This is a genomic window from Photorhabdus luminescens subsp. luminescens, assembly GCF_001083805.1.
Lineage (GTDB): Bacteria > Pseudomonadota > Gammaproteobacteria > Enterobacterales > Enterobacteriaceae > Photorhabdus > Photorhabdus luminescens.
In genome coordinates this window covers 347,914-373,840 of sequence record NZ_JXSK01000001.1, presented here as the reverse complement: position 1 = coordinate 373,840, position 25,927 = coordinate 347,914, and the positions used below count along the sequence as shown (strand labels likewise).

21 protein-coding genes are annotated in these 25,927 nt (G+C 41.6%); 2 read left to right on the top strand and 19 right to left on the bottom strand.

The annotated features are described in order from the left end of the window. Window positions 1-7: 7 nt before the first annotated feature. The 14 genes from TI10_RS01475 to TI10_RS01410 form a co-directional block, all read right to left on the bottom strand. Window positions 8-1,861 carry a contractile injection system tape measure protein gene (locus tag TI10_RS01475; RefSeq protein WP_049581395.1) on the bottom strand — a complete coding sequence of 618 codons (1,854 nt, stop codon included), beginning with the start codon at window positions 1,859-1,861 and terminating at the stop codon, window positions 8-10. An 86-nt stretch (window positions 1,862-1,947) separates the two neighbouring features. Beyond that, window positions 1,948-3,219: a tail fiber protein gene (locus TI10_RS01470; protein ID WP_049581394.1), complete on the bottom strand. Its 1,272-nt coding sequence runs from the start codon at window positions 3,217-3,219 to the stop codon at window positions 1,948-1,950. A gap of 120 nt (window positions 3,220-3,339) precedes the next feature. Further along, window positions 3,340-6,252, bottom strand: coding sequence for a hypothetical protein (locus TI10_RS01465; protein WP_049581393.1), 2,913 nt, complete (start codon window positions 6,250-6,252; stop codon window positions 3,340-3,342). Further along, a complete protein-coding gene (locus tag TI10_RS01460; protein ID WP_049581392.1) occupies window positions 6,218-8,965 on the bottom strand; it encodes a hypothetical protein in 2,748 nt (915 codons plus the stop codon). Before TI10_RS01460 ends, TI10_RS01465 begins: the two co-directional genes overlap by 35 nt. 71 nt (window positions 8,966-9,036) lie before the next feature. Further along, the gene (locus tag TI10_RS01455; RefSeq protein ID WP_049581391.1) at window positions 9,037-9,453 is read right to left on the bottom strand and encodes a hypothetical protein; all 417 of its coding nucleotides are present in this window, start codon (window positions 9,451-9,453) and stop codon (window positions 9,037-9,039) included. Next, window positions 9,431-9,871, bottom strand: a complete 441-nt coding sequence (locus tag TI10_RS01450; RefSeq protein ID WP_049581390.1) for a GPW/gp25 family protein — start codon at window positions 9,869-9,871, stop codon at window positions 9,431-9,433. The genes TI10_RS01455 and TI10_RS01450 overlap by 23 nt, the downstream gene beginning before the upstream one ends. A 13-nt stretch (window positions 9,872-9,884) precedes the next feature. Next, entirely contained in the window at window positions 9,885-11,486 is a 1,602-nt protein-coding gene (locus tag TI10_RS01445) for a phage baseplate assembly protein V (protein WP_049581389.1), read from the bottom strand. Then, window positions 11,483-12,166, bottom strand: coding sequence for a CIS tube protein (locus TI10_RS01440; protein WP_049581388.1), 684 nt, complete (start codon window positions 12,164-12,166; stop codon window positions 11,483-11,485). The genes TI10_RS01445 and TI10_RS01440 overlap by 4 nt, the downstream gene beginning before the upstream one ends. Then, window positions 12,153-12,332 (bottom strand): DUF5908 family protein, encoded by a 180-nt coding sequence (locus tag TI10_RS01435; RefSeq protein WP_049581387.1) that lies wholly within the window; start codon window positions 12,330-12,332, stop codon window positions 12,153-12,155. Before TI10_RS01435 ends, TI10_RS01440 begins: the two co-directional genes overlap by 14 nt. Continuing rightward, the gene (locus tag TI10_RS01430) at window positions 12,329-12,787 is read right to left on the bottom strand and encodes a phage tail protein (protein ID WP_049581386.1); all 459 of its coding nucleotides are present in this window, start codon (window positions 12,785-12,787) and stop codon (window positions 12,329-12,331) included. The genes TI10_RS01435 and TI10_RS01430 overlap by 4 nt, the downstream gene beginning before the upstream one ends. 13 nt (window positions 12,788-12,800) lie before the next feature. Then, complete coding sequence (locus TI10_RS01425) at window positions 12,801-13,982, bottom strand: phage tail sheath family protein (RefSeq protein WP_049581385.1); 1,182 nt, start codon at window positions 13,980-13,982, stop codon at window positions 12,801-12,803. A gap of 48 nt (window positions 13,983-14,030) precedes the next feature. Beyond that, a complete protein-coding gene (locus tag TI10_RS01420; RefSeq protein WP_049581384.1) occupies window positions 14,031-15,437 on the bottom strand; it encodes a phage tail sheath family protein in 1,407 nt (468 codons plus the stop codon). An 11-nt stretch (window positions 15,438-15,448) separates the two neighbouring features. After that, a complete protein-coding gene (locus TI10_RS01415; protein WP_049581383.1) occupies window positions 15,449-16,588 on the bottom strand; it encodes a phage tail sheath family protein in 1,140 nt (379 codons plus the stop codon). A gap of 63 nt (window positions 16,589-16,651) precedes the next feature. After that, window positions 16,652-17,101, bottom strand: a complete 450-nt coding sequence (locus TI10_RS01410; protein ID WP_049581382.1) for a phage tail protein — start codon at window positions 17,099-17,101, stop codon at window positions 16,652-16,654. 732 nt (window positions 17,102-17,833) lie between these two features. On the opposite strand from TI10_RS01410, the gene TI10_RS01405 reads away from it, so the two are divergent. Together TI10_RS01405 and TI10_RS01400 are read left to right on the top strand one after the other, a co-directional pair. Next, window positions 17,834-18,316, top strand: coding sequence for a winged helix-turn-helix domain-containing protein (locus TI10_RS01405; RefSeq protein ID WP_244161488.1), 483 nt, complete (start codon window positions 17,834-17,836; stop codon window positions 18,314-18,316). A gap of 517 nt (window positions 18,317-18,833) precedes the next feature. Further along, window positions 18,834-19,142 (top strand): hypothetical protein, encoded by a 309-nt coding sequence (locus tag TI10_RS01400; protein WP_244161487.1) that lies wholly within the window; start codon window positions 18,834-18,836, stop codon window positions 19,140-19,142. A gap of 417 nt (window positions 19,143-19,559) precedes the next feature. Here TI10_RS01400 and TI10_RS01395 read toward each other — a convergent pair whose 3' ends face one another. The 5 genes from TI10_RS01395 to TI10_RS01360 all read right to left on the bottom strand — a co-directional run bounded on the left by TI10_RS01395 (window position 19,560) and on the right by TI10_RS01360 (window position 25,884). Next, entirely contained in the window at window positions 19,560-19,979 is a 420-nt protein-coding gene (locus TI10_RS01395) for a type II toxin-antitoxin system YafO family toxin (protein WP_049581380.1), read from the bottom strand. 4 nt (window positions 19,980-19,983) lie between these two features. Beyond that, a complete protein-coding gene (locus TI10_RS01390) occupies window positions 19,984-20,568 on the bottom strand; it encodes a hypothetical protein (RefSeq protein ID WP_049581379.1) in 585 nt (194 codons plus the stop codon). Between the two features lie 427 nt (window positions 20,569-20,995). Next, entirely contained in the window at window positions 20,996-23,209 is a 2,214-nt protein-coding gene (locus tag TI10_RS01380; protein ID WP_244161486.1) for an ImcF-related family protein, read from the bottom strand. A gap of 25 nt (window positions 23,210-23,234) precedes the next feature. Further along, window positions 23,235-24,341, bottom strand: coding sequence for a hypothetical protein (locus TI10_RS01375; RefSeq protein ID WP_049581377.1), 1,107 nt, complete (start codon window positions 24,339-24,341; stop codon window positions 23,235-23,237). Between the two features lie 538 nt (window positions 24,342-24,879). Further along, the gene (locus TI10_RS01360; RefSeq protein WP_244161485.1) at window positions 24,880-25,884 is read right to left on the bottom strand and encodes a T6SS immunity protein Tli4 family protein; all 1,005 of its coding nucleotides are present in this window, start codon (window positions 25,882-25,884) and stop codon (window positions 24,880-24,882) included. Window positions 25,885-25,927: the final 43 nt, after the last annotated feature.

The following is a 25,927-nucleotide window of genomic DNA, read 5'->3' as shown; positions in this document are numbered from 1 at the left end:
AAACCTGTTAAATATTTTGCCAGTCAACTTGTAAAGAAAAATTTAGCCAAGGGAGTTTGACGATATTTAACGGCCACGGCCAGTCCGCCAATAACAGATCAAATGGCTGATGTTGTAGCGTAATTTTGATTTCCTGTTCATCTATCAGCAATTCACCCGGTCGTTGTAAAAACAGTTGGCGGACATCATTACAGCTCAGTTTTTTCCAGCCCGGAAGTTGAACGATAATCGCATCCAACCATTGCTCTATTATCAACTGTTCTTCTGGCTCAACAGGGATTGATTGCATCTCTTCATCAATCATTAACCCACACAGAACTTTATTGAGTGTTTTTCTTTCTACCTGCTCTTCTTCATTCCCCCAAATAAGATAATCCAGGAAATCAACCGCTCTAAATTTAGCTTGGTGATGAATAAATTCTTCTTCCTCAAGTAAACCTAATTGATTAAATAATGTGGGTAACATCGGCCATAGAATTAATATTCCAGCATTACTTACCTGATATGGAGAAGATAAACCCGATTCAAAATGTGGCCTGTTAATATCCCGAAGTTGAATACAATTATTATCTTTAGCGTACAAGTTATCTGGTGTCAAATTATTTGTCATAAAACGTTGTGACAATTCATTATACTGCTCAGCAGAGAGATGTTTTTTACAGAGTTGTGAAATAGAACCTAATTGCCATAATGAAGCTAACCAAGCGGTACCTGTTTGGTTATATAACGCCGGATGTTGTAATAACTGGAGAATATTTTCTATTTTTATTTCTCCTTTTTGAATCGCTGTAGCTATCAATGAAAATTGATGCTGACTTAATGGTGGTAAATCTTGCCTATGCTCTGTAGATAATTTCTGTAATAGCTCAGTAACCATTGAGTTAACCGAAGCTGTTTGTTGTAAAGATTGTTCTCTAAGAGTCTGGATTTCACAGCCAAAACGATTGGCTAAACTTTTATATTCCTGAACAGAGAGATGTTTCTTACACAGTTTTGGAATCCATTCTATTTGCCAAATTAGCTTCAACCATGCATTTAATAAATCATTTTCAGCTACAATATTTCGGCGGAACAAAGTAATAATAGGCATAATATCAAGCATACTGCTATCAAGTTCAGCCATGATATAGGATATCACTTTCATATCGGGTTTAGGTATTTCCTGAGTACTATGCCGTTGTATATATCCCAAGGCATTTAATACCAATTGCCAAGGAGAAGCTGCCTTTCCTTGATGCTGATATCCATCTATATCCTCCGACAATTTGCGATTAATCGCGGTTAATAAGTCTGGTTGACTGATAGCTAAAAGACGTTGCAAATTGTGTTCAGATAAACAACTTTTTGCTAATAATAATGTTAAATTGCTCTCCATTTGCATTAATTGATTAATTAAAGATTTGATATTAATATCAATACGATTATTCTCTATTATTATATTTTCAGAATTTAATTTAATATCTTTTTGATATAAACACTGGATAAATCCCTCGATATCAGATAAATAATGACTATGTAATAAAGAGGGCTTACCCGTGTTTTGGGGTATTATTGAATTTCCCGTAATAATTTTTTCCTTATTATTTTCCTGATATTGATTCAGAGCTCTATTTAAAGCAGCATTAAGCCGAACAGGAAACAATACATTAAAATTACGAAAATTAATTTCACCAAGATTCAGCGTTAATTTCTCTAAATAGATATCCTGACTAATCACATATTTATTAAAGTATAAATTAAGTAATTTATTCATACTGACTTGATTAAGCAAAGAATCATGTAATACTTTTTTAGCTATCTGTTGATTATTAACTTCAATAGTAATGGAAAGTCTACTTAATAAATTTGGCCTCGAAGTCATAAATAACATTCTCTTTACGATTAATAGATAATTTAAATTTTCAATTTTCAATTTTCAATTTTCAATTTTCAATTTTCTCATAAATCTTAAAGCTTCATAATAAAAGCAAGAATATAATAAGGAACTGTTATTCTATTACTATGGGAATGTTTTCCTGTGTTTTTTACATCAATATCATGACTATGTGTCTCTGGACTGTTTCCGTTTACAACACCTTTAGATGTAGTCATGCCTGTTGAGTAATAGAGGTATCTATTTCTGGTATTATTTGAAGAGGCTACCGCTCTCTTGTCTGAAGAGATCTCATAAGCCCCATATTGAGCCATTATATTTGTATCAATAATTATCCCACTAAGATGATCATGATTAGGTATTTGACCAATAGATAACGATCTCCCATCTGTTCTGCCATTGATATTTAGTGTAGCCTCATCAGAATTAAATTTAAATGATTTATCATCTTTAGGTCCTGAAACTGTAGTATTACTCTGCCCTTTAACACCATCAAAATCCCCACCCAAAATAAATCTATCGATCAAGTTTGGTGTATCATTTTTACCATCACACAATGCCCATCCCTCAGGAACACTACTGCCAGAAAACATCACAATCATTCCTCTGGGGAGTACTTTGTTAGGATCAATACTTACACCTTTATCATCAACTTTAATACCATTACCCGCTTTAACTTTTACACCACTTTTACTCAGGCTTAAACCACTTACACCGCTCCAGGCATTGTTTGTATTTCCTCCCTCTAATTTCAAATAAAGGCCAGCATTATCAGTTACCACAATACCGCCCCCGTCCCAACATTTAACAGCTATACCTTCTGAATCAACGGAAATACTGCCATTATTCTTGGCCTTAACTTCTACTCCATTTCCACTAACAGAAACACCATTACCAGATTTAACTGAAACACCGCTGCCATCAACAGTAATACCATTAGCGGCCTTGACAGAGATATTATCTGCATTTACAACAATACCATTACCTTGACCAACACATATTCCGTTGTCTTTATTAATCAGACCGCTACCAAGATCTACAGATAAAATATCATCTTTTAATATTAATGGAGAATAGTCTTTACTGGCGATAGCACCTATTTTTAAATTAAGCGCACCATTATCATCCAGCTTCAATCCTGCTCCTGGTCCATTTTGTTGTGGTGCTTTCCCGGCTGCTTTACGGCCAATATCAGCAATATCAATCAAGTGTTCATAATCAATTTGCAATGGAATACTGCCTGCTTTAAAACGCTTTTTTAAATCATCCGCTGAGGGACTTTCTGCTTTATTATCGGTATTTTCTGGATTAATCGCTGAATTTGATAAATCGTTCTTCTTTTCCATTTTTATCACCTTATCTATTCTATTGATAATATCCTAAAATTATGAATGTATAATGAAATAATAATAATTAAAAACCATGAATTTAATAGTACAATAAATATCTCTTATTGTAATACAACATTAATTCTCTTTATTGCGATTAATATCTTCCTGAATTTTCGGTATATATAGCAACTGGTTACTCTCAATAAATTCATAATGCCATTCTGTTTCAGATTCACCAATAACCTCAGTTCTCTGCTCTTTAGTGGCAATTCGCATATTCCCGGTTCCGGTTAATGCAGAAGGCAGACGACCTAAAGTTAACATTTCTAGAATATGGTATGCTTCATCTCCTAAAGCAGCGCCATTATTTTGCCAACGCTTATAGGTGCTGGCAAAATTCTCAAAATGATCTAAGGGCAACCAATGAATAATCATGGAAACATGAGCCGGAAATTCAGCTAAAATCTCAGTTTTCACCCAAGATTCCAGTTTATTAGGATCAACCTTGTTATTTTCAATTAACTGACGATTAATGACTACACTGACGACAAATGAAAAACGATCAGTATGCGCGTATTCTGCACCAGAGAAATACCAACGATAACGCCATGCCTCTGACTCTATTGGAAAATCATTTTTCTGGTCTACTATTTTTTTGAGCTTTATCCGACCCTCAATATGATTAAATTCCACTATACGTGCTTTAAGTTCATAATCAGATATAGCATCGGCACTAGCTAAATTTTTTTTAGGTAGCTCATAAGGGGTAATTTTATACTTTAGTGTGATTTCATCTCCTTCTTTAATCATAGCAGGAAAAGGGCTTTGGGGACTAGATGTGATCCAGAGTTCATCGTTTTCTTTATTATTTTGATGTATTTCATCGGCATAAACCAATTGATAATCCATATCTTCCAACCACACCGGGCTATTTTGCCAAACTAGTTTTTTGTCGGTAAACGCTTGTTGTACTCTGTCTAAATTATATTCCAGAGCAACACTATTACGGGTATCAAGATAAAATGATTTTTCTGTGATTTCAGTGATCACTTGGCCCCGTAATATGAATCCGTTCTCACCTTTAATTATTAAGTTAATCATCTGACCATGTAATAACCGCCCTGCCACACTTTGCTGAGTAATAATTAAATGATGGCTTTTAACATCAGGATGATTTTTAATTTCTAAATTATCAGGTATTTGTTCACTGTTGAATGCCTTATCAGGTTTCACTGGCAACAGCCGACGATGCTCAATTAAATAGAAAGGCAAATCAGCCAAATCAGGCGGTTCACTAAAACATTTTCTTCCCAAACCTAACCGGGCGGCAATTCGTTTTTGCAGCGCTGATACTTTATCAATCCGAATATTATTACGATGATAGGTCAACTCTGGTTGTTGAGCCAAGTAACCGCGCTGAGTGGATAGAAAATCCCGTCGATTAAGAATAAATGGTCTGGCTGCTCGATGAGCACCAAAATAGCCTAACAGATACTCAAGAATAGCCAGCTCTTTTACATAGTTTCGTTCATGGATGCCCGGATCATGATCAATTTGCGCATCATCATTCAGTTTTCCAATTAAGTCAGGCATTATCTCCTGATGAATATTCTGACTCACTGTATTAACCTTAAAAGGCCATTGCACACCGTATACCGCATTTCCCCGTTGTTTAAACGCCAATAGTTTCGGCAATAAAGCAAGTTCTGCGCAGCGATTAGCTAGCATCTGTTCGAAAGGCAGCATAAATTGGTGTAACTGTACTTGTTGTAAATGATGTTTATTAGTCTGCAATCCATAGCAAGCGGGTAATTTATTGCTTACCGGGTAATAATCCCGTACTTTACGATGTTTACCCCAGTCCAATAATTCTGGTTGTATATTCAGTAGCGGTTCTGTAATAAGCTTTTTCTTGATCTCTTCGCTAGAAGCCATAACTTTCACGCCACCTTTGGCAATAATAGTCAATGGGCTGTCTGGTGAGGTAATCAACGCTAAGGGATCTTCACCCCATAATCTGGGATAATATCCTTTAGCTATTTTCCAAGACCAATTATCGCCCGGCAGCGGAGAAATAATGCTAGCATCATATTTATTCTTATCTAATTCCAGCCGGATTACGCTCTGAACGCCTTTAATCGCCAATAATCGGTTAACCAAATGACTCAAATTTAATTCCATAACGCAGTTATAATCTTTTACTGGCGGCAAGTTAGGTATCCAACCGTGATGTAAATAAGGCCCATCAAAAATTTCTTCATTACTGTAACCCATTTCTTTCATCGCTTCGGTGGTATAACGTAATGGCTTTTCCAGTACTGTTTGTTCCGCTGTCATATAAATTTGAGCAAATACGTCAGCGATATCTTTAACATCATTATCAAGCTGAATATCCATCTTCAATGGCAAATCAACAGGTTTTAACCAGATAACCCGACTCACCCATTCCCCCAGATTACGATTATTTTTCAGGAAAATATTAAGTTTCTCCTGAGCCAGCTTATTATCGATCTGAGTTTCCCGGCCGGGGAGTAAATAAAGCCAATAATTTCCTCTTAATGTTAACTTTTCACTCTCTGAATCTGGGATTTGCATAAAACTGTATTCACGTTTCTTTTTGCTATACCAATATATATAGCGTTGATCGTTAGGTTCACATATCAGTAGTACATCATTAAATAAAAAGTAACCCTCAACCGTGTCATTACTGTGCAAATCCAGCAACGCTCGACGATAATCCGCCAACGTAATTGGGCCGCAGGTCAGCATCTGTTGCGGGCCAAACTCCTGGGGGAAAATACCGTCTCCGGCTGTCTGTTCCTCTGGTTTGGGTGTAAGCAGATCTTTCAATGGTAATGAGTGACGATAAGCCAAGTCAGACGCACCATAACAACAGGCCTCCAATAAGGTGATACCGGGATCATTTTCACTCATATCACTCCAACATTGACCAGACTGTTGCTCAATAACAGCCTTAGCCTGAGCAAGTAAGGTATCAAAGGCAATATCGTCTTTAACGATGGGAAACAGAGCATCCTGATGACACATTTATTAACTCCTTATTTGAGGAATGTTTATCTGACCAGACTAAAATCAACACTTCATTATCATTAGCTTCAATACTTGCGCCCAAAGCACCCGTAGTTCGGTTAGCGATGGTTATGCTTAAATTGGTGACGCGTTCCACCAGAAGGGATTGTTGGATGGCGGCTAATAGCTGGTAGTAATCAATGCGGTTACCCGTTGTCACGCCAATAGCCGGATTCTCTGCCCACGGCATATATATTCGGCTTAATTGCTGTTGTAGCTGATGGTAGCCGTAGTCGGAATTAATACCAGAGATGAAGTTCACTTGATAATCCACATTAACGTCAACATAAGTAGGATTGTTGATTTCAATGGTTGCCCAAGGGCTACTTAATTGACTTAACCATGCAACCATCTTTGCCAATCGCGCCGGATTTAGTTTTGGGCGTAATGCATCATCATTATCCTTGTAACGGTTGTCTGGAATGACTATCAGTTGTTGCTTTTCCGGCGCCGGAATAGTGGTTAATTTACTGCCTGAATGGTGTCTGACATCAAGCAGGCTAATAAAATGATCTTTTAGTAAGGTGACCATGTTGCCCCAACTCAACACTCGGTTACGATGAGATAATCGGACAGGAATTCGTTTTAAGAAAGCTTGCTCAGTTTCTTGCGGGCGACCGTTCCAGGAAGTCCAAGATTGCGTGACGCCGCTGATTGCCGGAATAGTGTTTGCCGGCTGTTTTATGCTGTTAGCGGCCAATCCGTTGATAAAGTGAGCCTGCTCAACAGTTTCTGCGTTAGCTAAGGTGGCTATGGTAGCGTTATACAGTAGACCTTTAATACGTGGGCAATCTTGGGGATCAATCTTTCCAACTATCTCGGCTTTCAGCCAGTACCGCCCCGTCGGCATCAGAGCGGCCTGATTTGAAGCATCTTGCGGCAATAAAGTGCGCCAGATACCCCGGTCGAACAGGTTACCAGTATGATCATCAACTAATTTATCCAATTTACTCCAGATATTGCGCTTATCGAGGTAAAACCAAGATAAATCGAGTGCTTTAATCCCTTCTAGTTGCCAATAGAGAGATAAAGTTTGCCCCGGCAGCACCCCCGTAAAACCTAAATAAAATGCCCCATCGGTGAATGCCGGCGTCTCTGCCGCCGCCTCACCCCGGCCAAAAGGCGTCAGGGGGTAAACAGCAAATTGCTCAGATTTAACTTTAGCGCTGAATTGAATCTGCAACGCACTGATTTGCGGGGTATAGGGTAAGTTCTTACCGGTAGGATCTTGCCAATATTGGCTATGCATAAAATCCTGCTCGGCCAGTTCTATACGCACTGACGCCGGCCAGTCATTGGGTGATGGAGTGTCTGCAACAGAGTAATTCATTGTCGGCAAGGTAAATTTTAGGCTTTGCCCTTGTGGTTCCTTATCTCCACCAAATAACGATTGGGTAGCATTGAGTGTTTTTCTTTCTTGAGGAGTGACTAAATAGCCTTGTACTTTGAATACATTATTTGCGGTAATTTTAGGATTACTACTGGAGTCCTTATGCCCTTGATACCAATCTTTAAAGCTCGTTGTAGGCAAGCCAACCCATTGAGGGGTAATCGTCACTATTGCGTTTTCAGTGCCATACCATTCAGGAGCAATCAGATTAAAACCCGAACCTAGCGACGGTGCTTGACCAAAGGGAAAGCTGGCAGTATCCGTTTGTTCAATACCGCCATCAGAGGAATAGTACACACTACGGTTGCCGTTAATGCAGATCTCGATGTCTTTAATCTTAGGTAGTATCGGTCCCTGAATGGTACCCAATTTCAGTACCGGCACATCAAATGTCATATTATCCAGAGCATCAGGAGGAGTAATTGGCGCACCACTGGCGGACAATCCGAGTTCAAGCGTTGTTTTATTGACAAGTTTTATCTTCAAGGAAAGCCAGCAATTTTCTGCACTAATATTAGCCGTGATGTGCTCGGATTTACCCGTCCACTCGCTGGCTAATATAATTTTAATCGTGCGCTCTCCTGCTGACATCGTAAATAAAGACGAAGCAATTAAGTAGCCAGACAAAACTGGAACATCATTAGGTGTTGGGCTAAAAAGCCGAATACCGTTTTCAGGCAATGCAATATTATCTGCAAGATTCAGTGGTATTGCCGATTTCCAACCATCACCCTCTTTTCGATACCAACACAGGTCAGTCAATTCTCCTTGATTTGCCAATATATTCGATTCGGACACATACTGTAATGGATTGCCAGCACTATCATGTCCGGCATCAAAATAGGTTCCTTGAGGAACAAGATATTCTGCATTATCCCCATTCAAGGTAATACCTATCGCCACCCGATCCGCTTGGGCATTTCTCGGCGTTAAGCCCAATAATTCCCGATAATAAAGATCGCGATGTCGCGCCGGAAAGGTATTGAATAATATTTTAGTGGTTTCTAACAGTTTTAAAAAAGCCAATAAAAAAGCCTGATGTGCAGGCAAAAGGCCATTGGCTTTATTCGCATCTCGGTAAATATCCGCTAATTGTTGCGGGTTGTTTTCCTGAATAAAGTAGAAACTATGCCAGAATGTCTCTTTCTCCTGACCAAATGGAATTTTTTCAGCGTACTCCTGAATCCAATTTAATATATCCAGCGTACTTCTTTCATCAAGTTTAAAATCCGTATCCGATACTATAGCGGCAAGTTTATTTTCTAATTCGGTCTGTCCCATATTTATACCACCTGTTATTTTAATATATTTTCAGGAGATCATTGTTATTCATAAATAAATCAAAGGATTATTTACCCGGCATTGACAGAATATTGGCTGGCGATAAAACGGCCTTTTCCCATACTTGGCGCTGTTATATCCGGGCCGCTCGATGGATTATTAGCTGGCTGTGATGGGGTAAAACGGGCAATAAATTGCTGTCCAACAATAATTACCGTGGCAGGACTACGGCAAAAGTTTACCTGCTGGCTGGCATCCAATTGAGCAATGGTGACCATACCCATGCCTGGCACCGGGTGACTCGGGGTAATATATTGCGCTTGAAGCTGTATCTTTTTTTCATCACCCACCATGACGATTTTTTTACCTTGAATCTTGGCGTGCCCGCTCCCCCGGATGATTGCCGGCCCCAGAAGAGTGACCTGCCGATTACCGAATAAGGGCTCGAATAACAATGTGTCGCCATCAACCACCAGTTGTTTGCTCATAAGACACCTCTATCGGACCTTCTCCAATCTCAAGAATACCTTCGATTTGCTGGCTAATTTCACTGCCTCTCAAGGCATAATTCACCTGAATATGTAAGGTATTCGGTAAATCGGTTTTCTGACTCACCTTAATTTCAGTCATTTCTGCGCGAGGTTCATAACGTAATATTCGCTCTTCAATACGTGTTTGAATGCCAGCCATTAATTCATCACTGATATTTTCAAACATATAATCATTGAGACCACAACCGTAATCTTCACGCATAATCCGCTCGCCGGGTTCAGTCAGAAAAAGAATTTTCATACTCTGGCGAACATGTTCTGCCCCTGCTGCCATTATGATGCCCTCCTGAGAAGAAAATTGCGGCGGAAATGCCCAGCCCCGACCATAAATATCGGCTAATATTTTATCTGCCATCTTATTTAACCTATTATTGTGTTAAATTAATTTTCGCCCCTTTAATATCAACCCCAGATTTTCCAGCGGCTGATAGGGATTTTTCGGCCTGAATATTAATTTCCTGCGCATGAGTAATGAGATTTTTAGCGGAATTAATGGTGATATCTTTATCCTGTTGCAAAGATAAGGTATTTTTTCCACTATTAAATGCGAGCGTATTGTCTTTATTATCGAAGATTAATGCTTGCTGATTCTCTCCCTGCTTAATCACTAACGTTTTTACCAGATTTTTTTCACTGGGTTCTAACGGTGATCTATTTTTAGGATTGTGCATGGCGCCTAATATCACTGGAAAACGGGGATCACATTCAAAGAAACCAATAATCACCTCATCCCCCGGTTCTGGATAGAAGCAAAATCCACTCTCATGACTGGCGTAAGGTTTACCTAAGCGGGCAAAAAGAGGGCTGTTGGTTAAGTTTAAGGCCGGTATTTTGACCGGAATACGGCCTAACGATTGGCTATCCTGTTGGTATTTTTCCACGATCCCAACATGCAGCTCTTTAACCTGAGGGATAACTTGTTCTACGTCTGATTGCATGCCTAACGTTAACCGGGTACGCCAACCCTGCCGTTGGTTGATGGTCTGACTAACGCCGGTGATAATCGCCTGACCATCCATTCCCGGCCCAAAGCCAGTTAACGCCAAAACATCCCCCGGCTGATAGCGATCATCACCTGCAACCTCAAAACTGCCGGATATATTATGGTTTCGCCGGTTGCCCATGATGCCTTGAGTAAACTGCTTGGTTTGTTCATTATCCAACGGGTAGCTGAAAATCCATTGCCATTCTTGATCGGTCAGCGGTTTCAGCATGTCCGTAGCAAGTTGACCATGCCCAAACCCGCTATTTTTTACCTGAATCGCCTGAGACAACTTTTGTTGATTAATGTCCCAAGACTGTACACTCACCGTTTTGGGGCTGCGCTGATTATCCCATTGCAGATTAGCTTCAAACAGCACAACGCTCTGATGGTTACCACGCTGGTGAATGGTGTGTACGGTTGACCGATTAAGTGATTCCGGCGTTACCAATTTAACCGCATCATGGCCGGGAAGCAGCCAAGTATTCGTCGCACTCAGTCGGCTTTTTAAGAATGTCCAATCATTGCAACGAAACTGCACCATTTGCTCATGCACCGTTTTAAGTTGAGGCGCTTGTTTTATTGTGACAGGCACACCAGCCTGGCTGAATAGCTTCTTGATAATCGCCTCATCGCTCTGCTTACTGAATAGTTGCGAGTGGAAATTATGCGTTAATTTTTGCAGTGGATGTTTCGCCGTCAGAATCATTATACTGTCCTGACCTTTAAGCCCCAATGTCTGCCGAACAATGATCCCTTTGAACAACACATTTTTTTGCATCTGCACAATAAGTTCATAATTCGGGCGACAACTTGCCAACTCAGCCTGCGCCTTAGCATCAAAAATATGGCTGGTGTCGCCAATAATACCTAAAGTGACGTTAGCCGAAGGAATGCCATTGATAGGATAATTTACTGACAGACTGATAACCGTAAACTGATTGAGCGTTTTACCGCCTATCTTAATCATGATCGGAGGTATCTTCATGCCTCCCTCCGCGCTTGTAGCGTTTGTCCCGGAGTGAAATCATCAAGATTATCTAGATCGTTTTGCCAAGCCAGCGAAAGATAATCAATACCGCCCGCCAAAGCAGCGCCGGCACCCAGAGCAATCAATGGCAGAGAGAGCATATCGGTTACGCTAACCGCAGTCGCCGGCGGCGATTTTAACTGTTGCTCAGCGGCCTGAATAACAAAGCTCTCATCCGCCACCAGCGATAAGGTAGCAATTGCCCGTAACGGCATGGCGTCCCGGTCAAACAAGGTGTAATGAATGCTCAGACCGCTGGCCCGACAAGCAAAATAACCTTTGTTTTCCCAACGCATTTTGCCCCATTTGATTTTAAGAAAATGAGGAACTTTGGTACCGGCATCAACGGCACAGAGGGTTTTCAACGTCGCTAATTGGGTTTCAATCGGCGTATTGTTGCCGGGCATTGATGCGTCAAATAATAGATCTAATGACAGGCCCGCAGGTTGAGACGACACATAATGGTTACTTTGGTGGATATGGGTAATACTTTCATCGTTTTTATAATTGGCTTGATAATTGAACTGGATCGCATCAGGGTTATACATCACCGGTAAACTGCCCACCAAAATTTTACCTTCCCGATCTTTAAAAGCGGTTAGAGTGAGTTTAGACAAGCTACGTTCAATTAAGCTCATAATGGCCTCCCGTTTCACGTAATGCCTCTAACACCTCCCGTTTAATCCTTTCAATCAAGCGAACGTCATCCAGCGCTTCTTGAGCTAATGTTCGCGGGGATGATAAATCACTGGCAGAATCGGTCACTTTGGCCTGAATAATCAGTTCTTTAATTTCTACAGTCATACTTTCACTCCTAACCAACGCATATCCTGATAACGTAATTCCAGAGAATTGACCAAAACGGCATTGCTATTAGCATCAAAGTCACCGGTAGACCAACGAACAGGTAACGCGTTACTCACCGTCCAACTTGCCGCCGGTAAAAAATTTTCATTCAGCAACATAATGACCACATCAGCATAAACCGCTTTTTCTCCACGCAAGACACGATCAAATATCAGAGTAAGCGGTGTAATCGTCATAACACCACGTTCCAGTACTAAACTACCGTGCTGAATCTTCTCGGCCAGCCAAACATTTCTGGCGTTTTCCCCTCCCTGACTATGTTGAGTGGTTTGCAGTTCACGGCTGAGTCCCGATATGCGCTGAAAGGCAATATCAAGTGGGCTGGGAATATTGTTAAACAGAAAACTGGCGATAAAACGGTGTGATACTGACGGGGTGTATAGATTATGCATATTTTGCCCCTGTTTAATTTAATCCCGTTGTCCCGGTACGCGTATCAAACGTCAAACTTAGTTCAATAAATTCCGCCGGAATTAACAGAGCCAGTTTGATTTTCATGACCATTTTCCCGGCCCGCAGATCCGCTTCACTCATTGATTCGTTAACACCGAGTAATATGTCAAACGCTCGCTCTTCCTGAGTACCTAATAATCCACCTTTTAACCATAATTGATGCAACCAGTTGTAAGTTTGGCCCTTAAGTTTCATCCAGGTGATAGCGTTGTTGGGTTCGAAAACAAAAGCCCGGCCTAATCGGGTCATATGAGCTTCAATATAAGAGACCAAACGGCGAGTTTGGATATAACGCCAGGGAGAGCCGGGAATGTTGTCCAGAGTTCGGCATCCCCAAACTCTAATTCCCTTACCGGGGAAGCTACGAACCAGATTCAACGAAGCGCCATTCTGATTAAAGAGCGCATCGGCTTCAATAAAGGATCGTACTGGGCTGACCACCTTAGCTAAAGCTACGTTGGCTGGCGCGGTCCAGATACCTTGCTGATGATCATTACGCTGGATAACCGCCGCCACTGCCGCAGTAGGCGAAAGGATAATATGTCTACTACTTTCTTGGTATGTGGTTTTCAGCCCCGGCCAATATACCGCGCCCCATTGCCGGTCACTTGAGGAAAACTGCTCTAAACATTTAGCGGCCAATACCGGATCATCCGGGGCATCCAGCAATCCCATGATGCCACGTCGGCTCTTACACAGATCGAGTATCGATTGCCAAAACTGCAACCAAAGATCTATGTCAGCACCAGACTCCCCCATCTGATTAAAGCGAATAATATCAGGGGCAACAATCAGTGTGATGGCACTCTCCGCAGCAATAGCCTGCTTAAGCCAATCCTGTTGCAGCGCGGTGACCAATGATTGAAAATCATTCAGTGGTTCATCCGGGGCCAACGGCAATACATAGGCTTGTTGACCGCCATTTTCAAAAAAGTGGCGCACGGAGTAGTACATTAATCCTGACTCGCGAAATTTTAGGGTAAAGTCGGTCAGGCTGTTTAATTTGACTATGGTTTTGCTGCCAGAACTTTTTGGAATATGACCGATAAAAACCGGTGCGCCAATAAATGCATCATCCGGCTTCTGGGATATCAAGTTCTCCGCGATTGTCACGCCCGACTGGGTTATTTCCATTATCATTTCCTCTACAGGACAGGCGCGGCAAACCGCGCCCCAATACGGTTACTGTGCTACTTTTTGCGAAAATTTCAGGATAATAAATTCAGCCGGACGGACCGCCGCCATCCCAACCTTGACGACCATTTTGCCTTGCCTGATATCGCTCTCGGACATGGTGATACCTTGACCAATCTGCACGAAATAAGCTTCTTGGGGGTTACTGCCAACCAGCGCCCCCTGTTGCCAGAGTTGATGAAGATAGTTGTCAATGGCTGACCGTACTCGCTCCCAGGTCGGTTGGCTATTGGGTTCAAAGACGGCAAATCGCATTGCCTGTTTGATATCTCGTTCTGCCGCATTAAATAGACGCCGTACCGGAATGTAGCGCCAGTTGTCATCATCTTTCAGGGTACGCGTACCCCACACGACAAACCCTCGATTATTGAAATAACGGATAGCATTGATACCTTTTTGATTCATGGCGCCTTGTTCATCTTCGGTGAGCCGTTCTTCTACATCACTAATGCCGCTCAGAACAATATTAGCCGGCGCTTTCCAGACGCCACGGCTGGCGTCAGTAGCGCAATAGACACCGGCCATCACTGCACTGGCGGGAATCCATCTATTTATGTTTTGTATTTCATCAATAGCTTGCTGGTAGACATCCGGGTTTTTCTCTTTAAGTTCCGTCAGGTTGGTAACATTGCTTGCTTTTGCATCCTTATAACCTGAAACAGCGATAAGACTCTCTTCCGTTTGCATAAGCTGTGAGACTTTCACCGCCGGATAATACGTTGCCGTCTGTGAAGGTACATTAACACTGATGGCGGTTGTTTTATCCTGGTTATCAGCGATAAGGAAATAGCCCTTACTCAATAATGAAGATGTCAAGCTGTTATATATCTTGCTCTGATAATCAGAATCTTGTTCAGGGCAGACGATCAAGGTAATTTCTAACGCCTGCTCAATTAATTCGGGAATTAAGTTCAGAGTTTCAGTATTTTCCAAATCAGCAATTGGCAAGATATAACAAGGTCCACCGCCATTTTGGAAATAAAGTTTTAACGCATCACTGCTTGTCGTGTAGTTAACCGCTGTCACCTCGTAAGTGTAATCAGCTTTTTTTTCTTCTCCATCTGTTTTATTTGTATCGCTATTAACCTCTCCATTTTCTTTAGCCGCTTTGTCTTCGGCTGATATATCGCCTTCAACTTTCTCAACTTTTTTAGATTTTTTAGGGACAGACGGGGCGGTTGATTTAATAACTATTGACGTAACACAACCCACATGAAACTGGTTAGTGAAATCCAACCAGCTACTAACCCGTGCCGCTTGTGGCGTTATGCTAGTTTTCTTAGGTGAGAAGCGGCCAATAAAAACAGGAATTGCCGTGCTCCCTTGGCTGATAGAAAGCGCCAGTGATGCATCTTCTTCAATATAGACGCCTGGATAAGTTGGTGTTATTGGCATATTACCTCCAATTATTGTGCGACGTTCTGTGTAAACTGCAAGATAATAAATTCGGCAGGGCGAACCGCCGCCATACCCACTTTGACGATCATCTTGCCCTGTTTAATATCGTCATCAGTCATAGTGATACCTTTACCTATTTGAACAAAATAAGCTTGCTCGGCTTTATTTCCCACCAATCCGCCTTGTTGCCAGAGAGAATAGAGATAATTATCAATAGCTCGACGCACAACTTCCCAAGTGGGTTGGCTATTAGGTTCAAACACCGCAAAACTCATCGCATTTTTAATATCTCGCTCCGCACTATTAAACAGACGGCGAACTGGGATATAACGCCAATTATCACTGTCCTCAAGCGTGCGAGCTCCCCAAACTAATGTGCCGCTCTTAGGGAAATCACGGATCATATTCAGTGCTTTGCCTTGGTTATATTGCCCTTGTAGGTCATCAGTCACCGGATATTTAGGTTGTAATCCACCTTGAATAACGACGTTAGCCGGCGCTTGCCAAACACCTCGGTTGTTATCAACACTGGCATAAATACCCGCCATCACTGCACTGGGTGGAATATCAACATTCACTTTTTTCGCTTCATCATCTTTTTCATTTCCCCATTCAGCGGTCAGCCAGGGATAATAAACTGCGCCATAGGGGGTAGCGGTATAAGGTTTGAGTATTTTATCTGGATCGGGTTTTTCTATATCGGTGGCGCCATCTTCTTTAGTAACTTTATTCACTTCGGTGATATCAGCTTGTGGGCCATCAAAAATGGCGAATAATCCTTTGCCCGGTTTACAAAGCGTGCCCACCGCAGTATTAATATCTTCTCCAGCAGCAACCAGCAATGTGACATCATCCAGCTTCGGAACTTGGTTTACTAACTCTTCGGTTTTAACAAGATAACAATATCCACCGCCGTTAATAAAATAGGCGCGTAATGAGATATCAAGTTTGTCGTTGGGATTAAATTGTCTGTTTCTTAGTGTCAGATATTCTAGCCAGCTATTAACACGATAATAGCCATCTCCTGATTTAAACAAACTTTCATCTTTGACAGCAAAAACAGGAACCGCCGTGGCGCTTGTACGAACAGAGAGTGCCAATGATGCATCTTCCTCAATATAAACACCCGGATAATCATAAGTTGTCATAATATTCGCCTTTAAAAAACACTACATTAACGTGCCAGATTATTCCTGACAGCAAACAGCATATTAATGGAATTCGACAGTCACCCGATCGGCTTTCAGGCTCATTTCCTGCACCGCAACTTCATTACTGGTTGCATCAAAACTGGGCGCCGTCAGTTTTTCTGGGAAAGCATTAGCAATATTCCAGGTAATCAGCAAATTTGAACCTGTTTCATCAGTCAGGCTAATAGAAATATCTTTCTTTTCTATCTGATTAAGCGAAATAGAATTAATCCAATCGTACAACTTAGATTGTCCTTTAAAAATACCGCGCTTCAAGGTAATGGTTGGTCTCTGACGTTGACCGGGCATTTGTAACCAATTACCAATGCCATCACGATATTCAATGGTGTCATAGCTAATATCTAATCCCGATACACTTTGAAAAGACATTTGCTCATCACCAACAGTCACGACAAAACGGTAAGTTGGAATGGGGTATTGAACAGCAATTTGATCGGCAGTTGTAGACATTGTGATTTCCTTAAGATGATTAAGAAGAGTTAAATTCATAACCGGGTTAGAACACACATCATTTTAATTTTAGGTACGCTACCGCCCTTAGGTATCATGCCTAATGCCTTACTTATGTATGTCCTTATGTATGTCGTATTCACCGGGTTTTAATATCCAAATCCTCATTCAAGAATGAGGCGACCTGACTAGACTGACTAACGTAAGCTAATATGTGATAAACATTACACTGTTGAAGCTTTAAACTATTCCCTTAAACCATTCATTGAACAGTAATCACTCAAATACCGAAAAATAAAAGTTAAAAATAAAAAATAATTATTTTTATCGATTTTTTACCTGTTAATTCAACAATATAAATAAATCACCTTCAATCTACAGCATTATTGCTGGTGGATATTTATTGATTAATTTTTACAAAATGAGTTTATAAACCATAAATAACACCTAAGAGTATTTTATCTATATTTCTAAATCTGCCATCATCTTATGAACAATAGAGGTATAATTATCACATATAAATAAAACTAATAATTAATTATCATTAGTTTTATTTCTTAATAAAAAACACAAAAATAACCCATATGACAAAGTAAAATAAAAGATTTTAAATCATTTATTTTCTTGCATTACTCATACGAAAACTATATAAATTCTAACAGGCATAAGCCTAATTGAGCCATCCTGGCTATAGCGAATAGACAAACACTAAACAGAGGCAGAGAATGCGTTATGTTGAAAATAACTAGAGATGTTTATTTAGACTGTGACTCAAACAAAATAATTTATGGTAAAAATATATTTATCATTACAGAGAAAGAGAAGCGCCTGCTACTCGCACTGTGGGAGCATGCATCACAAGGGAATACATTAAATCGGGAACAACTGATCCCTCTGGTTTGGCCTGAACGCAAAAATGGAGTAGCAGAAACCAACTTACTGCAATTAATCTGTAAGTTACGCCGGACATTACGCTATTGTGATCTAGGCGAAGCCATACACACTGTGTACCGACAAGGTTATCGTTTTATTCTGCCATTTCAAGATAACGAACAAGATAATAGTCAGCCCCAAAATACTAAATTACCTATTCCCACCGTTACACCTCCAAAGCCATTTCATTGGCGTTTCACCAGGATGATTGTTATGTTTATCACCGCAGTCATTTGGATATCCACTATCCTATATACAGCCCCTTTTTTGGCTAAGAAATAATGATGACTTTTATACCCAATAGATTTCGAGTTGCAGCGCGGCGGCAAGTGAACGAATCCCCAGGAGCATAGATAACGATGTGACTGGGGTGGGTGAAAGCAGCCAACAAAGCAGCAGCTTGAAAGATGAAGGGTATATTTACAAAACGATTAAATCCACGTCAATGGAGGTCCATTAAATTAAAAAGCATACAATCGAGTTATCCACTTCTTCTTTGCGGCTCATTTCAGCAATTTATGGGCCGCTTTAAATCCAGATGCCAAACGGCTTATCTATGAATTTCATATTTCTTCCCACTAGAAATTAATCTCCCGTTAAACGTGTGTGAAAAAAGAAAAGGCCACGCAATGCGTAGCATGGAATGTGTATTAACCGCTTTTATGTTTACCTTATTCCTTTTACGTCACTGATAAATTTCAATATTTAACTCCTCATGGAAAGTGTTAAATTAAATTTTGCAGGTAAAGTCACCTGATTATATATGCCAACAAATAACAGCAATAATAAGGAAACCAATATGATATTCACAGACTTCAAAATATTCCTAAACCCTAATCAAGCTATCGAAGCTTATAAAAATGGGAATATAACCATTCCTATTCGATGGAGAAATATAGCAATAAAAAACAAAGGCCAAGCAGCAATGAGGGTTTTAAATTTCTGGGCGTCCCCATTTGGGGAGTATGAATTCTATAATTCTATTGATGTCTGGCCTGGAGAAACTAAAATACTCAACGCGCCTCCTAACGTTATTTATTACTATAGAATTACAGCCGTCAATTTAGACTCAACCCTAACCACAGAAGCTGAATTTAATTGGGTATAAAGATTCTTAAGAGTTAGCTATATATCTCTCGTATATAAATAGTTCAAACTTCACTACGCAGAAAGCAACATCTTCATTTTCTGCTAAATATTTATCAACTACCGAGGATTACTCGGTAGTTGAAATTGAATGCTACATCAGACATTATTAGATTACTTCTCACCACTCCCGGCAGGAAAATTACTAGAATCACTTTAGAAAGCGACCTGAATATATTGTTATAATCAGGTTTCTCACCAATATAGCTAAATATTTTTATCGGAATATCTGTATTGATATTTATCTTTCAGCCATTCTATTAACGAAAACAGTTAATGATTACGCTATTTTCTGATTTATCTCCAATAGATTAACATTGCAAAAACTCCATAAAAAACCTGCCGGAGCAGGTCTATATGTTTCTCTTAGTAAATGAGCTCATGCGCTTACATGATTAAGCAGTCTTAATTCCCGCTCATTTAAACACTGGAAAGAATCTTCTACGATATGAACAAGTTTATCTAAGAGCCTATCAATACGCGAGTGTGCATCTGGTATCACCACCGCTACGACCTGATAATGATTTTCATAATACCAATGTTGGGCATAAACCAGATAATTGTCACTTTTCCTGTTGTGTAGCATTACATTTGCCGGCCACGGTTTTTCATTCAGGGGAAGAATATGTAACTTCCATATCCCTGATTCCATAGCCTGCATGTTACGCTCAAAACGCCCTTGACACCCAAGCCAACCAGACACCTCTTTTACCCCACTCAAATATTTAGCCAACATGGTTGCGTAATCATGAGCAGCCGCATTGACAAGTAGATCTTCCGCCACGCTGACGTAAACCATATACCTAACCCCACACAGGTAATGGAATACCCAACTTTTTATGCGAGAGATTCACCAACTCTTTATAACTTTCTGCGTCGGCTTTCGGTGTATATTCACCTGCATTAACTGGTAAGTACTGCTTTAACGTTGTTGCAATACGCAACAAAATATTTCTATTATTTGCAAAAATCCTCAGAGCTCCCTGAGAATGTGTTTGGAATAGCTTGACATGCGGCCCCCATGCAGGCGAAGACTCCGCAAGAATATAGCTTAATTTCAAGAGATGGAGTTGACTCGTGGCGATTTTTGCTGCGGATTCGTAGCACTCGACTACATCACGAATATCTATATCTGGTTCTATCCCGTCACGGTCAATGGTTTCAAGTAATTCAACACCAATTTGGGTATTCTCTTTCAGGTAAGCAAGCGCCATTTTAGATTCAGAAAAATATGACATCACTTCCTGAGCTGTCAGCGTTTTTTGCCCTGCACTGTCTTGCACCAATTGCGTAATCGGAGCAGAAAGATACTCTGGCAATTTTGCTAACTGATTAATGTCTGGAAGTGGAGTTAGCAACGTTACTAACGTTGTCATTCCTACTGTCATGTGAACCCCCTTTGATCTGTCTGTGGGATAAATACATAGGAGTACAGTATACATATCGCTCTCCGCACTACCTTACATTATTCTGCATATTTGCTTATCAAAGTACAATCAGATTTACTAGGATCTAACGTCTCTTTCCTATAAGAAGCATTCTTTGCCATCCAATTTGCAACACCAAGCTTAGCATTTACCAACCAAACCGGAACATTATCTTCCGATTTTAGATTATTCCCCATCACTCTCGGCAAGAAAATTACTGGAACCACTTTAGAAGGCGACCTGAATATGTTGTTATAATCAGGTTTCTCACCCATATAGCTAAATATTTTTATCGGAATATCTGTATTGATATTTATCTTTCAGCCATTCTATTAACGAAAACAGTTAATGATTACGCTATTTTATGATTTATTTCCAACAGCATGCATTATTCCGTTATCAGGTCATCGTCATTTACCACTGATATTGTTGTATGCTTACCCGGCTTCGTCACAAAGATATTTTTCGGCAATTTAAATCCACGCAGTTTTAATAACGCCAGCGGCCCTTCGCCCAGTTCTGTGCGCAAAATCCAGGTCAACGGTAAACCATCCGGGGCCGTAAATATCAGTCGGTAACGGCTTTCATCCAGCTTTTCCGCTTTTGCCTGCGCCAGCCAGCGGATCAGCCCCCAGTTCCCCTGATAATCACCGAACAATCTCGCCCCGGCATTAACACTGATCCAGGTCAGCATCGCGCCCGGTTTATAGGTCTCTCCCGGCCAGCGAAAGCTCTGCCAGCTTTCCATCTGGTTAAAATAGCGCAGTTTCTGCCCGTCTATCGTCAGGTCGGTTTCCACCACATCCCGCACCGCTCTGGCCCGCAGTTCAAACCGCAATCCCTGACTGCCATCGGCAAATAACAGGTCCGATAACTGACTGAGCTGATTTATCGCCTTGAGAAAATCCGGGTTAATCTGCACGCCCTGACCATTCACTTCATCCACCACCCACTGATTACCCGATTTATGCAGTATCCCGCCTAACTGACACGTCAAAAACTGCTCTATCCGCCCCGAATCTGACCGAATAAACTGGCCCAACATCGGCAATGAAATTTCACTCTCGCCGCCGGCAAACGGATAACGGCCCGCAAATGCCCGATTCCAGTTGTCCACTATCGCCCTCTGCCACTGGCTATTCAGATTCGCCGTCGCCGGTTTCAATACCCCCTGCCACGCCTGCGCTAACGGTTCGACAAACAGCGTCTGACCAAAACTCCGCCATTGGCCGCCCAGACTGGCCGCTATCAAACGCCCGTAGCCCTGCGTATCCGTCAAATCGGTGCTTTTCCCTTCGAATACCGTCTTAGCCAACGCATTCGCCATTGCCGGCGGGTCATCACTGTTATTCATCTGTTGCAGTTTCAGCCGCACTTCGGTTACCCGAGTGAGAAAGGTTTGTAAATTCAGCGTGTTGTCAACCTTCATTCCTCCGACCGCCCGGTTTTCTCCCATCAGCGCCAGCAACGGCCCAAAGGTTTCATTCATCGGCCCATGCATGCCAGCCGTCTGTTGGTCAATCATTAACGGCGTTTTTTTATTCAACAACGTCTTGGCGGATTTCACCAACGAATCCGATAACGTCGGCCCCTGTTGCCCAGTTTCGCCCTGATAAGCCAGCGTGTTCATCAACGCAATCAGCGGGGATTGGCGCCCATCCGCCATCAGGGTTAACTGGTCGATGGCATCCGACAGGTTACGGGTTTTGTTCCAGCGCAGGCTGTTGAGAAAATCCTGCCACGCCCCGGCAAAATCGGTGAAATAACGGGCGGTCAAACGGGCTTTCAGCTCCTCCGGCGATACCGACGCCGAGATGGCCTGACGGTTATCACTCAGCACCCAGTCAATCGCTTCCTTACGTGAGGCTGCCGCCTCCGCTATCGCTTTTTGTATCCCGCCTTCCCACGCCTGACGGGTAAACATCCCCGGTATTACACGAGTGGTGGTAAACAGCCGCGCAGCATCGGCGTCGCCGGTCATCTGCCTTAACGTCAGGTCCGCATAATTTTTCTCCACCGATTGCAGCATCTGCTGGTAAAGCGCCGCTTCGGCATTGTGTTTACCTAGCTGGATCAGCAAAAGTTGACGCGCCTGTTTAACCAAAGCCTTATCCGGGGTGATCCGCCATTCGGGATGCGCAGGCAGATTCTCCGCATAAAAACTCCACAAATCCCACGCCGTATCCAGCCAGACACCCGGGGCGATACCGGCCCGCTCAGGCTCATTTTCATTCAGTATCCGGGTTAAAAATGCGGCATCCACTTTTTCCGGCTGCGCCATCATCAGGTAAGCTTTCAACTGGTCGTGACCGGCTGGCGCCCACTTCGCCCGCAACGGACTGCCCGGCGGTAAATTCACCAACGCGCTCAGTTTCGCATGCAATACCGCAGCGGCTTTGTCCCGTATCAGGCGGTTATTGACTTGCGCATAATCGGGCAGCACTGCCGTCAACAGTTTCTGATTCTGACTCAAACCAAAACGCTCGTACCACGGCACACCGTGTTCAGCCCGGTATTGCAATCGGCCCATCTCGTTACGCAGCTCCTTTAAGGCCATCAACTGGGCATCAGAACCTTCCGGATGCGCTTTCAGGTCAGTCACCGCCGCCTGCGCCACGGCTATCTGGTCACGGTTGGTGAAAATAGAGGCTAGCGCTCCCCTCAGTTAATTGATTGATAACGATATGATCGCTACCGGTCAGGCTAATTGCCTCAGTTAGCATGGCTGATGCCAAAAATATCGATAGCGGCCCCGGAGGACCAAAAGAATGATCGATTAAATGAACCGAATTTTCGGCGAAAAGATTAAACGCAGAGTCATGACTGTTAATTGCCAGTTCAGTCAGAACATCATTCGTGACACCCGTTATCCAAAGGTGCCGCATGTTATTTTTATCAATACGGTTATATTCAAACAATATCTGTAAATCTTTGATTATTTCTCCGGGTAATGAAGGTAATGTTCTTCCCATACCGGCAAGGACAGTAAGTTTTTCCTGCGTGGCAAATTTTGTCGACGAAAATAATTGAGCCGAGACAAATTCACTGTAGGCTTTCTTATTGTTTGCAGCAGGCCAGCACTGAAATGCAATAACCATTATCAGCCCTTCAAAAGCCTCCTCATCGTATAATTTATCGATTTCATCCCGATTTATTATCGGTAAAGGACTCATTTTCCACTGTTGATATATCGCAGGCTCATAAGAAGCGTGATCGTCGGAGGCAATATAAATCTGACGTAGCAGCGAACGATAACCGGGACACTGTTTTTCAAAATCCTGCTCAATTTTAGCCAATAATTGCCGTCTATCGCTCGATGGCAAAGATAACGCCCGCCCTTGTTCAGGAAAAACAGGAATTTCTTCCGCATCACCTAATAGCGGCGCAATACCTTGTTGCTCAGGCGTCAGAATAATATTACCGATCACCGCCAGTTGTTTTCTGCTCCATTGCTGCCACTGAAAATGGGTTTCAGCACTGGCTTCTTCCCAAGCGTATGCTGCCGCGCAATATTGCTCATAGCGATTTAATACCGCACCAAATAATAGCAGCCACACCAGAAAGGACGGTAAGCTGCTATAAATCGCCGCGTGATAGAAATCGGTAGTGTCTTTTAACACAGCGTAAACCAATGTGCCGACAATCAATATTAAAAGTAAAATGATAAACCATAATCGATAACGCAAAGGCGCCACGGCTTTAAGTTCCGGTATTTCAGGTATGGGCCAGCTCATAATAATAACTCGATATTATTCTGGGAAATGGAATCGAAAACCGGGCAGCAACAATCATATATCGTCATTGAATGCATCCCCTGTTTTGCGTTTAAATAAAAAATCAAGCTACCGATTAATTTAACCGGTTTGTCTTTATCATAGAATGTTAAAGCTGTCACGCTTGCGATTCTACTTTGATCAGTGATATGACTGATAAACATAATTATCCCTCATATTCTCATCCGTTTAACCATATTATTAATAAAAAAATAAGGGAACCACTCATGAATACAGCAGCAAAAATCAAGCATGACGCACGCCCGTATTCCTTATCTTTAATGCATTTCTTTATCCGATAAAGAGTAAATACATCCAGTATCAGAATTATCGGCCAAGTGTAATATAGTAGTAAAAGATAGATGCCTAATACAAGTTGCCAAAGCTCAAAATGAATCATATCAATCCCCACTAACTGGTTATTTCTTTAAACATCTGGTTTCTCCTTACGCTGATGGTTAACCCTTATATCCCTATAAGGGGGTTTATTTGAAGCATGTTATTGCCGCTTAAAAGCGCCGGGTCTTTTACGAAAAGAACTTGTTACCGCATCCCAAAACGTTATCAGTTCATTTTCACTGTACGGCGTTGCAGATAACCGGTCATTCATCAATTCGATATTAACAAAAGGATTTTTATAATCCCCAGCCGTTTCATTTGCAACCAAGTTAAATGCATATCCCGGGATTGTAACTTCCGGCTCATCGATGACTTTTGTCGGCATTTTTGCCAAAATTTCCTCCGTATAAGTGCCATGAATTTCCCGCTTCCCTTTCCTTATTAGCTTAGTATGCATAGCCAGTAATACTCCTTCCATACTGACAATACGATCTAACATATGGTCTTTCTCTTGAAGATCATTCAATATCTCAATACTGAAAGTAAAATGATCACTTTCATTTCGCTTATAGATAAAGGTTATATTCTCTTTCTCATCACGACTGCCAGTAATAAAACCATCAGGAATACAGGTACCTGCCTCCGTAGGTATTTCCGTATCTTTTCTGCCGCTGATTCTGGATAGTAATCTTTTCATCTTCTCCAGAGTTTGATACAACTCATTATATTGCCTTTCAGAAAGCCCTTGCCTTATATAAAAATCTCTATCTTCCTTATACTTATCATCTGATAACTCCATAAATTTCATTGTTACGGTAAAAGCGACACCGTGACTATACAAATGCGCTTCTAATACTCGGGCAAAACCAGGAATGCCAAAACTTTCATTCCTGTCGAAGATCACTCCCTCCATATTATCCTGGAGGCTATAGACTTTCTTTAAAAAAGGCATATCTTTCGGTTCAACAGATTGCATGGACTTTAATTCCTGCTTTCTTAGCCGTATCCTCTGTTCAAATGCAGGTGGATATAAACGCTCGGTTTCTATTTGCGCATCACCAATAAATATCCCTCGATTGGCAACATTGTCAAATCCAGCGGGAAGATCTATCAAATAACGGCCCACACAACGAGGCTGCATATTCGCTAACATTTCTGTTGTCATTTTCTTTTCCTTTTCAGTTAAAATCGGGTAATAAAATACGGGC

Coding starts and splice junctions, on each gene's coding strand:
- TI10_RS01460 (WP_049581392.1), bottom strand. CDS start 8,965: ATGGGACAGACCGAATTAGAAAATAAACTTGCCGCTATAGTATCGGAT.
- TI10_RS01420 (WP_049581384.1), bottom strand. CDS start 15,437: ATGCCAATAACACCAACTTATCCAGGCGTCTATATTGAAGAAGATGCA.
- TI10_RS01425 (WP_049581385.1), bottom strand. CDS start 13,982: ATGGAAATAACCCAGTCGGGCGTGACAATCGCGGAGAACTTGATATCC.
- TI10_RS01405 (WP_244161488.1), top strand. CDS start 17,834: ATGTTGAAAATAACTAGAGATGTTTATTTAGACTGTGACTCAAACAAA.
- TI10_RS01430 (WP_049581386.1), bottom strand. CDS start 12,787: ATGCATAATCTATACACCCCGTCAGTATCACACCGTTTTATCGCCAGT.
- TI10_RS01410 (WP_049581382.1), bottom strand. CDS start 17,101: ATGTCTACAACTGCCGATCAAATTGCTGTTCAATACCCCATTCCAACT.
- TI10_RS01360 (WP_244161485.1), bottom strand. CDS start 25,884: ATGACAACAGAAATGTTAGCGAATATGCAGCCTCGTTGTGTGGGCCGT.
- TI10_RS01395 (WP_049581380.1), bottom strand. CDS start 19,979: ATGGTTTACGTCAGCGTGGCGGAAGATCTACTTGTCAATGCGGCTGCT.
- TI10_RS01400 (WP_244161487.1), top strand. CDS start 18,834: ATGATATTCACAGACTTCAAAATATTCCTAAACCCTAATCAAGCTATC.
- TI10_RS01445 (WP_049581389.1), bottom strand. CDS start 11,486: ATGAAGATACCTCCGATCATGATTAAGATAGGCGGTAAAACGCTCAAT.
- TI10_RS01440 (WP_049581388.1), bottom strand. CDS start 12,166: ATGAGCTTAATTGAACGTAGCTTGTCTAAACTCACTCTAACCGCTTTT.
- TI10_RS01390 (WP_049581379.1), bottom strand. CDS start 20,568: ATGACAGTAGGAATGACAACGTTAGTAACGTTGCTAACTCCACTTCCA.
- TI10_RS01415 (WP_049581383.1), bottom strand. CDS start 16,588: ATGACAACTTATGATTATCCGGGTGTTTATATTGAGGAAGATGCATCA.
- TI10_RS01450 (WP_049581390.1), bottom strand. CDS start 9,871: ATGGCAGATAAAATATTAGCCGATATTTATGGTCGGGGCTGGGCATTT.
- TI10_RS01375 (WP_049581377.1), bottom strand. CDS start 24,341: ATGAGCTGGCCCATACCTGAAATACCGGAACTTAAAGCCGTGGCGCCT.
- TI10_RS01470 (WP_049581394.1), bottom strand. CDS start 3,219: ATGGAAAAGAAGAACGATTTATCAAATTCAGCGATTAATCCAGAAAAT.
- TI10_RS01465 (WP_049581393.1), bottom strand. CDS start 6,252: ATGTGTCATCAGGATGCTCTGTTTCCCATCGTTAAAGACGATATTGCC.
- TI10_RS01475 (WP_049581395.1), bottom strand. CDS start 1,861: ATGACTTCGAGGCCAAATTTATTAAGTAGACTTTCCATTACTATTGAA.
- TI10_RS01455 (WP_049581391.1), bottom strand. CDS start 9,453: ATGAGCAAACAACTGGTGGTTGATGGCGACACATTGTTATTCGAGCCC.
- TI10_RS01435 (WP_049581387.1), bottom strand. CDS start 12,332: ATGACTGTAGAAATTAAAGAACTGATTATTCAGGCCAAAGTGACCGAT.